Source organism: Streptomyces sp. SBT349 (genome assembly GCF_001083795.1).
Classification (GTDB): Bacteria; Actinomycetota; Actinomycetes; order Streptomycetales; family Streptomycetaceae; genus Streptomyces.
Map to the genome: position 1 here is coordinate 1 of NZ_LAVK01000394.1, position 6,414 is coordinate 6,414.

A 6,414-nucleotide genomic window follows, 5' to 3' on the forward strand; every position below is an offset into this window, starting at 1 on the left:
TTTTTTTTTTTACAAGGAGAAAGACGACATCAAATCTCCCCTTTTGCTGGGGGGGCTGGAGATTGTAAAAAAGAGCCGGCCCCGGGCGGGGGGCCCCCAGCCGGCCGACCCCCCCGCCGGCCCCCCCCCCGGGGCCCCGGCGCGCCACCGCCCGCCCGCCGATCCGGCCGTCGACCGGCTCCTGAAGGAGCCGGTGTTCATCATCGCGCCCGTGCGATCCGGATCCACGCTGCTGCGCATGATGCTCGGCGCCCACTCCCGCCTCCACGCCCCGCACGAGCTGCACTTCAGGCGGCTGGAGGTGGAATTCGCCACCAACCTCGCCCGGATGTCGCTCGAAGCGCTCGGCCTGGACCGCGCCGATCTCGAACACCTTCTCTGGGACCGGGTCCTGCACCGCGAACTGGTGCGGTCCGGCAAGACGTTCCTCGTCGAGAAGACCCCGGGCAACGCCTTCTCCCACCGGCGCATCGCCGCCTGCTGGCCCGACGCGCGGTTCGTCTTCCTGCTCAGGCACCCCGCCTCCGTCGCCAGATCCTGGCACGAGGCCGACCCCAGGAAGCGCGACCCCGAGAGGGCCATGGCCGACGCCCTGCGCTACATGAACGCGGTCGAGCGCGCCCGCGCCGCCCTGACCGGCCACACCGTGCGGTACGAGGAGCTGACCGAGGACCCGGCCGGTGCGCTCAAGGGCGTCTGCGAGCACCTCGGCGTCCCGTTCGAGGCGGGCATGCTGGAGTACGGCAGCCCGGCGGAGCGCGACCTGACCAAGGGACTCGGCGACTGGAAGGACAAGATCCGGTCCGGCCGCGTCCAGCCCGGCCGGTCCCTGCCCGACGCCGCGGAGGTCCCGGCCCTCCTGCACGACATCTGCGCGGCCTGGGGCTACCCGGCCGGCGCCGCCACGACCGAAGGGCGGGTCTCGTGAACGGCCATGCCGAGCTCGCCCAGATCTGGCCGCGCGACGGACGGCTCCGCCTGGTCGGCCGCCTCCACGGCCACGACCCGGCGGACGAGAAGGCGGAGTGGGAGCTGCTCCTCGTGCACCGCGAGGACCCCGCGCGCCGGCTGCGGTACCGGGCGCCGCTGGAGGGAGCCGCGTTCGACGTGGCGTGTCCGGTCGAGGACCTCGCGCCCGAGAGGCTCGAACTCCCCGCGGTGTGGGACCTCTACCTCACGCGGGACCCGGAGGCGGACCCCGCCGGGGCGCTGCGGCTCGGACGGCACCTCGACGACATCGAGGGCAAGAAGAAGATCATGGTATTCCCGCCGCAGTCCGTCGTCAGGCCCGCGGGAAAGGCCGCGGTGAGACCGTATTACACGATCAGAGACAACCTGTCGGTCGAGGTGACCCCGGCGCCATGAAGATCCGCTACCTCCTGCTCCACGCCTATGGGATGGGCGGCACCATCCGCACGGTGATCACCCAGGCGAACGCCATGGCGGCGGCCGGCCACGACGTCGAACTGGTCAGCGTGCTGCGGCGCAAGGACGCCCCGCACTTCGAGGTCGATCCCCGGGTGAGCCTGTACTCCCTCACAGACGCGCGGCCCGGCGCCGCGAAGCCCGAGCCGCGGGGGTGGCCGGCACGTCTCCGCGAGCGCCGCGCCCAGAGGCTGGCCGGGCGTCCGCCCCGGCACATCCCGTTCAGCGAGGCCGGCTACAAGGCGATGAGCCGCCGGATCGAACGGGCGGTGATCGGCTGGATGGCGAACCTGCGGGACGGCGTCCTGGTCACCACCCGCCCCGCGCTGAACCTGCTGTCGGCCGAGTTCGCCACGGGCGGCGTGCTGCGCGTGGCCCAGGAGCATGTGAACCTGGGGACCCACCAGCCGGACCTGCGGGCGGCGATCGTCGAACGGTATCCGCACCTGGACACGGTCGCGGTCCTCACCCGCCGCGACGCCGACGAGTACCGGCGCAAGGCGCCGCGGGTCCGCGTGGTCCACATCCCGAACGCGGTGCACTCGCTGGACCAGAAGCCGAGCACCTGCACCTCGAAGGTCGCCCTCGCCGCCGGGCGGCTGCGCCCGCAGAAGGGCTTCGACCTGCTGATCCCCGCCTGGGCGAGGACGGTCGAGGAGTTCCCCGACTGGCAGCTTCGGATCTACGGCACCGGGGACAAGGAGCCCAAGCTCCGCAGGCTGATCGACAAGCACCACCTGTACAACCACGTCTTCCTGATGGGCAGGACCGACCAGCTGGACGAGGAGATGTCCAAGGCGTCGATGTACGTGCTGAGTTCGCGGTTCGAGGGACTGCCGATGGTGCTGATCGAGGCCCTGTCGCACGGTCTGCCGGTCGTCAGCTTCGACTGCCCGACCGGCCCCGCCGACGTGATCCGGGACGGCAAGGAGGGGCTGCTGGTGCCCGCGGAGGACGTGGACGCGCTCGGCGCCGCGATGCGCCGGCTGATGGGCGACGAGGGGCTGCGCGCGGAGATGGGCGACGCGGGCCTGGCCACCGTTCAGCACTACTCCCCCGACGCCATCCGCGGCCGGTGGGAGGAGCTGTTCTCCGGGCTGCTCGCGGGCCGGAACGGCTGAGGCGCCGGGCCGGGCCGGGCGGCCCGGGCGCGGGGGGTCAGGAGACGATGTCCTTGGTGCGGAAGTGGCGGAAGGCCAGCGCGAACAGCACGATCGCGTAGGCCACCGACACCGAGGCGCCGCGGATCATGCCGCCCCACTCCACCTCCGGCTGGAGCGCGTCGGCCCAGGCGAACTGCCAGTGCGCGGGCAGGAATTCGCGCCAGTCGCCGAGGGCCGTGATGGCGTCCAGGATGGAACCGACGATGGTCAGCCCGAGCGCGCCCCCGACCGCGCCGAGCGGCGCGTCGGTCACCGTGGAGAGCCAGAACGCCAGGGCCGCGGTGACCAGTTGGCTGACGAACGCGTAGGCGACGGCGATGGCGATCCTGCCCGTCGCCTCGCCCGCCGGCAGGGTGCCGCCGGTGGGCAGCTCCAGTGGGCTCCAGCCGTAGGCGACGGTTCCCAGGCCGAACGCGACCAGCGGCAGCACGGCCATGGCGGCGGCGCTGAACAGCAGGGCGACGGCGAGCTTGACGCCGAGCAGCCGGGCGCGCGGCACGGGCGCGGCCAGCAGGTAGCGCAGCGAGGACCAGTTCGCCTCGGAGGCGATGGTGTCGCCGCAGAACAGCGCGACCGGCACCACCAGCAGGAAGCCGGTGGCCAGGAAGAGGCAGGTGGCGGCGTAGTTGGCCGCCGAGGCGGTGGCGGTGTCCAGCAGCGTGCCCGCCTCCGAGTCACCGCCCGGCTGCCCGCCCACGGCGAACGCGGCGGCCACCACGAAGGGCAGCGCGATCAGCAGCGCGGCGACGACCTGCGTGCGGCGCCTGCGGAGCTGCCGGACGGCCTCGATCCGCAGCGGGAGCGTGCGGCGGGCGGCGTAGCCGGGGGCGGCGTCGAGTGCCGCGGTCATCAGGCACCTCCGATCAGGGTGAGGAAGGCGTCTTCGAGGCGCCGCTGGGGGCCCATGCTGTGGACGGGGATGTCGAGGCGGACCAGCTCGGCGAGCAGGCGGGCGGCGTCGGACGCCTCGCCGTCGAGCCTGATCAGCAGGCCGCCCTCGGCGCGTTGGGCGTCCGCGACCCCGGGAAGGGCTGCGACCCGGCCGAGGAGGGCGTCGTCGAGGGTCTTGGGGGTGCCGACGAGCAGCGTCTCGCCGTGGCCGACGATGTCGGCGACGGGCCCGGCGCTGACGAGTCGGCCGCCGGCCATCACGACGAGGTGGGTGCAGGTCTGCTCGACCTCGGCGAGGAGGTGGCTGGAGACGATGACGGTGCGCCCCTCGGCGGCGTAACGGATCATGACGTCGCGCATGGCGCGGATCTGCGGCGGGTCGAGGCCGTTGGTGGGCTCGTCGAGGATGAGCAGCTCCGGCCGGCCGAGCATGGCCTGGGCGATGGCCAGGCGCTGGCGCATGCCCTGGGAGTAGGTGCGGACGGCGCGGTCGACGGCGTCGCCGAGGCCCGCGATCTCCAGCACCTCGTCCAGGCGGGCGTCGGCGTCGGGCCTGCCGGTGGCGCGCCAGTAGAGCTCCAGGTTGGTGCGGCCGGTCAGGTGCGGCAGGAAGCCGGCGCCCTCGACGAACGCGCCGACCCGGGAGAGCACGGGCGCGCCGGGGCGGATGGCGTGGCCGAAGACGCGGATCTCGCCGGCGTCGGGGGTGATGAGCCCCATGAGCATGCGGAGGGTGGTGGTCTTCCCCGCGCCGTTGGGTCCGAGCAGGCCGAGGACCTGGCCGCGGGCGACCTGGAAGGAGAGGTCGCGGACGGCGTGGCGGTCGGCGGACCCGGCGTACCGCTTGGAGAGGCCGGCGATCCTGAGGGGAACGTCGGCGAGCAGGGGGTCGGGCGCGGTGGCGGGGGCGGCTGCGCGGCGGCCGGTGAGGAGGAGGGCGGCGGCGATCGCGGCGGCGGCAAGCGGCAGGCCCCAGGCCCACCAGGGCAGCGGCGCCGTTCCGGTGGTGACGCCGGGGGCGGTGGGCACGGTGAGGCCCGGCCCGGCCAGCGAGACGGTGTGGGTGGCGGGCTCGTCGGGCGAGGCGTAGCCGAGGTCGGTGGTGGACAGGACGAGCCGCATGCGGTGTCCGGCCTCGAAGGGGTAGTCGACGGTGGGGAGGCGGACGTCGACGGTGCGGCCCGCGTCGGCGCCGTCGACGCGGACGGGGGCGACGAGCTGAGCGGGCAGGGACTGCTGGGAGCCGTCCGGGGAGATGTCGTAGACCTTGGCGAAGAGGACGGCGGAGGGGGCGTCGGACTCGATGGTCAGCCGGACGCTCGGGGAGCCGGTGACGCGGAGGGTCTCCTCCAGGGGCGGTGACTCGAAGCTGGCGTACTGGCCGGGGAAGTCGAGGGAGAGGCCGATGCCCAGGGCGTCGAGGCGGCCGAGGGAGCCGAGCCCGGGGACGGTGGAGACGGCGGGCGGGGAGCCGCCGGCCGGGTTGACGAACGTCTGCGGGTCACCGGCGAGTTCGACCGTCTCCGGTTCGCCGTCGAGCCCCGGGTAGGCGGTGCCCTCGGCGCCGCGCAGCAGGGTGGCGCCGTCGGTGGAGTCGAAGCCGGCGATGCGGGTGGCGCGGAAGGCGGGTCCTGTGTCGGCGCCTGCCTCGTCCTTGAGGTAGCGGTCGAACCACTCGGTGACGCGGTCGCCGGTGCGGTCCTCCTCGGAGATGCCGCCGTCGTGTCCCGCCCAGATCCAGTCGACGGAGACGGGGGCGCCGTTGGCGGTGATGGCGCGGGCCATGGAGTCGGCCTGGTCGAGCGGGAAGAGCGAGTCGTGCTGGCCCTGGATGACGAGGGTGGGGACGTCGATGTCCTCGGCGACGGCGGAGGGGCTGCGTTCGGCGAGCAGGCGCGTGGCGTCGGCGTCGGGCTCGCCCGCGACGGCGACGCGCTCGTAGAGGTCGCACAGCTCGGCGGTGAACCGTCCGCAGCCGGGGTCGTCGAGGGGGGTGTCGGACTGCTGGACGTAGCCGGCCTCGGTGGATCCGGTGGTGAAGAGGATGCCGGTCCAGAGGCGTTTGAACACGTCGTCGGGGAAGAGCGCCCCGGGCAGGTCCCAGTAGGTGATGCGCGGGGCGATGGCGTCCACGCGCGGGTCGTGGCCCGCGGCGAGGAGGGCGAGGGCGCCGCCGTAGGAGGAGCCGGTGACGCCGACGCGGGGGTCGCCCTCGCTGTCGAGGCTGACCTCGGGCCGTTCGGCGAGCCAGTCGAGGAGGCCGGAGGCGTCGGCGACCTCGGCGTCCGGGTCGTTCAGGCCGATGCGTCCCGAGGAGGCGCCGAAGCCGCGGGCCGACCAGGTGAGAACGGCGTAGCCGTCGCGGGCGAGCCGCTCGGCCTCGGGCCTCACATCGTCCTTGCTGCCGCCGAAGCCGTGCGCGAGGAGCACGGCGGGGCGGCGTTCGTCCTCGGGGCCCGAGGTGAAGTAGGAGGCGTCGATGCGCACGGTCTCCTCGCTCCCCGGGCTCCGCGGCAGCTGGAGAACCGGGTCGAGGCGGTGCACGGGCGCCTCGTCACCGCCGGCGACGGCCCAGGTGCCGGCACCGGCGGCCACCGCGAGGGCGGCGCCCGCCGCGATCAGCCGGCCGCGGCGGAGGAGGCGGCGCCCGGGGCGGGACGCGGGGCGGGGCCAACCAAGTCTCATGTGCCGGGGGTCCCTTCGCGCGGCCGACGATCTCCCCACGCTACCCAATGTGGCGGCGGTCCCCGCGGCGTGCCCGTCCGGCCGCCCGTCGCACGCGCCGGCGCACCCCGGGAGGCGACCTAAAGGTTTCGCCAATTCATTTACATGTACTAAGCATCTTGTCGTATGGTCGCTAGCGATACCACCTTCCGGGAGACCGCTTGACCACGCAGAGTGAGGAAACGACGACGCCCGCCCCCCTACCCGCCAC

The 6,414-nt window shown here is 73.7% G+C and carries 5 protein-coding genes; 3 read left to right on the top strand and 2 right to left on the bottom strand.

All coding sequences use genetic code 11. The features are described from left to right. Nucleotides 1–211: 211 nt before the first annotated feature. Genes ADY01_RS40025 through ADY01_RS31025 form a run of 3 tightly spaced genes read left to right on the top strand, consistent with a single transcriptional unit; the run spans nucleotide 212 to nucleotide 2,546 of the window. Nucleotides 212–928, top strand: coding sequence for a sulfotransferase (locus tag ADY01_RS40025; protein WP_324613425.1), 717 nt, complete (start codon nucleotides 212–214; stop codon nucleotides 926–928). Continuing rightward, nucleotides 925–1,365 carry a hypothetical protein gene (locus ADY01_RS40030; RefSeq protein WP_049580047.1) on the top strand — a complete coding sequence of 147 codons (441 nt, stop codon included), beginning with the start codon at nucleotides 925–927 and terminating at the stop codon, nucleotides 1,363–1,365. The genes ADY01_RS40025 and ADY01_RS40030 overlap by 4 nt, the downstream gene beginning before the upstream one ends. After that, entirely contained in the window at nucleotides 1,362–2,546 is a 1,185-nt protein-coding gene (locus ADY01_RS31025) for a glycosyltransferase family 4 protein (protein WP_049580048.1), read from the top strand. The genes ADY01_RS40030 and ADY01_RS31025 overlap by 4 nt, the downstream gene beginning before the upstream one ends. A gap of 37 nt (nucleotides 2,547–2,583) precedes the next feature. Here the strand turns inward: ADY01_RS31025 and ADY01_RS31030 are convergent, their stop codons facing one another. Continuing rightward, nucleotides 2,584–3,438, bottom strand: a complete 855-nt coding sequence (locus ADY01_RS31030; protein ID WP_049580049.1) for an ABC transporter permease — start codon at nucleotides 3,436–3,438, stop codon at nucleotides 2,584–2,586. Further along, nucleotides 3,438–6,164 carry an alpha/beta fold hydrolase gene (locus ADY01_RS31035; RefSeq protein ID WP_049580050.1) on the bottom strand — a complete coding sequence of 909 codons (2,727 nt, stop codon included), beginning with the start codon at nucleotides 6,162–6,164 and terminating at the stop codon, nucleotides 3,438–3,440. The genes ADY01_RS31030 and ADY01_RS31035 overlap by 1 nt, the downstream gene beginning before the upstream one ends. Nucleotides 6,165–6,414 lie beyond the last annotated feature (250 nt).